The organism is Candidatus Frankia nodulisporulans (assembly GCF_902806475.1).
GTDB classification, from domain to species: domain Bacteria; phylum Actinomycetota; class Actinomycetes; order Frankiales; family Frankiaceae; genus Frankia; species Frankia umida.
Window position 1 is genome coordinate 1 of sequence record NZ_CADCWS010000380.1, and the last position, 2,891, is coordinate 2,891.

General features: G+C 68.5%; 3 protein-coding genes, 1 tRNA gene and 1 pseudogene. 3 read left to right on the forward strand and 2 right to left on the reverse strand.

Going from position 1 to position 2,891, the window contains the following annotated elements:
* Window positions 1–146 precede the first annotated feature (146 nt).
* Window positions 147–1,253, reverse strand: coding sequence for an integrase core domain-containing protein (locus G6R24_RS19930; RefSeq protein ID WP_163550687.1), 1,107 nt, complete (start codon window positions 1,251–1,253; stop codon window positions 147–149).
* Between the two features lie 245 nt (window positions 1,254–1,498).
* Window positions 1,499–1,571, reverse strand: a tRNA-Lys gene (locus G6R24_RS19935).
* 284 nt (window positions 1,572–1,855) lie between these two features.
* Here G6R24_RS19935 and G6R24_RS19940 point away from each other — a divergent pair.
* From G6R24_RS19940 to G6R24_RS22990, 3 genes and pseudogenes are all read left to right on the forward strand, one after another.
* Window positions 1,856–2,413: a DUF4394 domain-containing protein gene (locus G6R24_RS19940; protein WP_263864094.1), complete on the forward strand. Its 558-nt coding sequence runs from the start codon at window positions 1,856–1,858 to the stop codon at window positions 2,411–2,413.
* Window positions 2,410–2,538 (forward strand): annotated as a pseudogene (locus G6R24_RS23470) (DUF4394 domain-containing protein); the annotation flags it as partial. The gene G6R24_RS19940 and the pseudogene G6R24_RS23470, both read left to right, overlap by 4 nt.
* Before the next feature lie 64 nt (window positions 2,539–2,602).
* Window positions 2,603–2,749 carry a hypothetical protein gene (locus tag G6R24_RS22990; RefSeq protein WP_225438820.1) on the forward strand — a complete coding sequence of 49 codons (147 nt, stop codon included), beginning with the start codon at window positions 2,603–2,605 and terminating at the stop codon, window positions 2,747–2,749.
* Window positions 2,750–2,891: the final 142 nt, after the last annotated feature.

Consider the following 2,891-nt stretch of genomic DNA (forward strand, 5'->3'; position numbering starts at 1 on the left):
GAGGGACTATTTTTCGACAGGCTCCTGAAGTGGTATGGCACATTTTTATGACAATTGCGGAATTAAACCATCGTGTGGGGCTCCAGAATCCCGATTCGGCCTGTGAGCTGGCCTTTTGCGGTTGATGCGGTCTTCGCCGGGAGGTGTCAGGCGGCGTTGCGATACTCGCTGATCAACCCGCCGAGGATACGTGTGCGACGGATGGTGGACTCCGACGTCGGGGCGACCACGGGTGGCGAGTCAGGCGGGTGCTGGCCGAGGGAGCGGTGAGGCCGGTGGGTGTTGAAATGCTCGGCGTAGCTGGTGAGGACGGCGGTCAGGCGCCGTTCGGAGACGATCAACAGCCTGTCGGTGCATTCCCGGCGGACGGTGCCGACCCAGCGTTCCGCGATCGCGTTCGCCTGCGGGGCTTGTGGCGGTGTGCGTACCACGTCGATGCCGGCCCCGGTGAAGACAGCGTCGAAGGAAGCCGTGAATTTCGTGTCGCGGTCACGGAGGAGGAACCGGAATCGGTGGCTGCCCTCCTCGAGATTCATCAGCAGGTTCCGTGCCTGCTGGGTGACCCAGGCCGTGGTCGGGTGCTTCGTGATCCCGAGGACATGGACATGGCGGGTGGCGTGTTCGACGACGAAGAACACGTAGATCCGTTGCAGGAACACGGTGTCCACCGTGAAGAAAACGCAGGCCAGCAGGCCGGAGGCCTGGGCGCGCAGGAACGTCCGCCAGGAGGCGTCGGCTCGCCGCGGCGCTGGGTCGACGCCGGCGCGGTGCAGGATCCGCCAGACGGTGGCGACCCCGACCGAGTAGCCCAGCCCGATCAGTTCTCCCTCGATCCGGCGGTGGCCCCAGGTCGGGTTCTCCCGCGCGAGTCGCAGAACCAGCTCGCGGATCTCCCGGTGGACCGGCGGCCGACCGGACGACTTCCGCGGGTAGGTCCATTTGCGTGCGAGGAGCTCACGGTGCCAGCGCAGCACGGTGGTCGGGGTGACGAAAAACGAACCCCACCGAGCCCGGGACAGGAGCCGGGACAGGGCTGCGAGGATCACCCGATCCGCGGGTTCCAACGTCGGACGGTGGACCTGCCGTCGCAGCACCGCCACCTGGTGTCGCAGGACAAGGAGCTCCACCTCCTTCGCGGTGTCCCCACGCATCCGGAGCAGCATCAGTCCGAGAGCGTTGCGTGTCAGGGCGTAGAGCAGGGACCACACCATGACCATCCAGCCTGCCCGACACGGGCCCCGTCCCGCAGGCAAACATGCAGGTCACCGCCCAAATCGGGGTTCTGAAGCCCCACAGCCTCGGCCACTCCTCGCCCGCGATCACCGGCCGGCTGTACGCGCACCTGCTGCGGCCGACCGGTCAGGCGGCAGCGGAGAAGATCGTGAACGCGGTACCGCGGCGCACGATGCGACACCCGTGGGGCCACATGGGGGCCACAACGATCAACGGCCCCGAACCGGGTAGGGCCAACCGTGCAGGTCATGGGCCTGTGCAGCGGTGGGCCGTCAGGGACTCGAACCCTGAACCCGCCGGTTAAAAGCCGGCTGCTCTGCCAGTTGAGCTAACGGCCCCGCACGGCGATGGTACCTGGGGGAAATGGTCTTGGACGACGGCCCGGACCGCGAGGCCGCCAGGTCGCTCGCACCGTACCGGCCGTGATGCGCGGGTGCGGCCGGTGGCGGCGTGCGCATCCGGGTATGGCGGCAGACTCGCCGTCACTGTGCGTAGTTGTATCCGGGTGGCTCGGCGGATCTACTTCGGCCAAGTGGCGGTCATGTGGGGTGACGTGGATCGCGGCGCCGCTGGTCAGACGTTCCCCTGGAAGGAGACATACGTGCGTAGAAGGTTTTCCGCGGTGAGTTCGGCTGCCGTGACGGCGGCGCTGGCGGCCGGGCTGGTCGCCGCGGTACCCGGGCTCGTGGGGGCGGCGAGCGCGGCCCCGCTGGTCGGCGACGGGGCTACGCCGGTGATCCAACCGGCTCTGTTCGACGACTACACGGCCTACGGTCTGACGACGACGGGCCGGCTGGTGCGTTTCGACGTGGACTCGCCGGCGAGCCTCATCCCGATCGGCCGGATCACCGGGCTCGTCGGCGGTGACACGCACCTGGTCGGGATCGACTTCCGGGTGCAGAACAACCGGCTGTACGGCGTCGGTGACCTCGGCGGAATCTATGTGATCAACACGGCGAACGCGGTCGCCACGCTCGTCTCGCACCTGACGATCCCGCTGGTCGGCACCGCCTTCGGGGTCGACTTCAACCCGGCGGCGAACCGGCTGCGAGTGATCAGCAACGCGGGTGAGAACCTGCGGCACAACCTTGACGACCCGACGGGCACCCCGCCGCCCGGCACCACCGTGGCCGACACGCCGCTGACCTACCCGCCGCTCTGGGTATCGCGACCGGCCTGACCGGCGCGGCCTACACGAACAACGACCTTAACCCCGCGACCGGCACGACCCTGTTCGACATCAACACCGGCCTCGCGCAGGTGGCCGTCCAGTCGCCGGCGAACGCCGGGACGCTGGTCAACACCGGCACGCTGCCCGTACCCGTCGGACCGCTGGCCGGCTACGACATCTTCACCGAGCGGTCGGGCGGTGGCCAACACCGGCTTCGCCGCGCTGCTCGTCGGCTCGAGGTTCCGGCTCTACGAGGTCAGCCCGTTGACCGCGCAGGCCACGTTGCGCGGCTTCTTCCCGGCGAACTACCCGGTCTTCGACGTCGCGCTGCCGATCAACCAGTAACGATCAACCAGTAACACGGACGGCCCGGGCGGGCAGCCGCTGGCGGCCGTCAGGGGACGACGCGTGGACGGGCCGGGCCAGCCAGTGAAGGCCAGCCCGGCCGGTCCGCGCCATCGCCTGGCCGCGGGTGTCTACCTAGCCC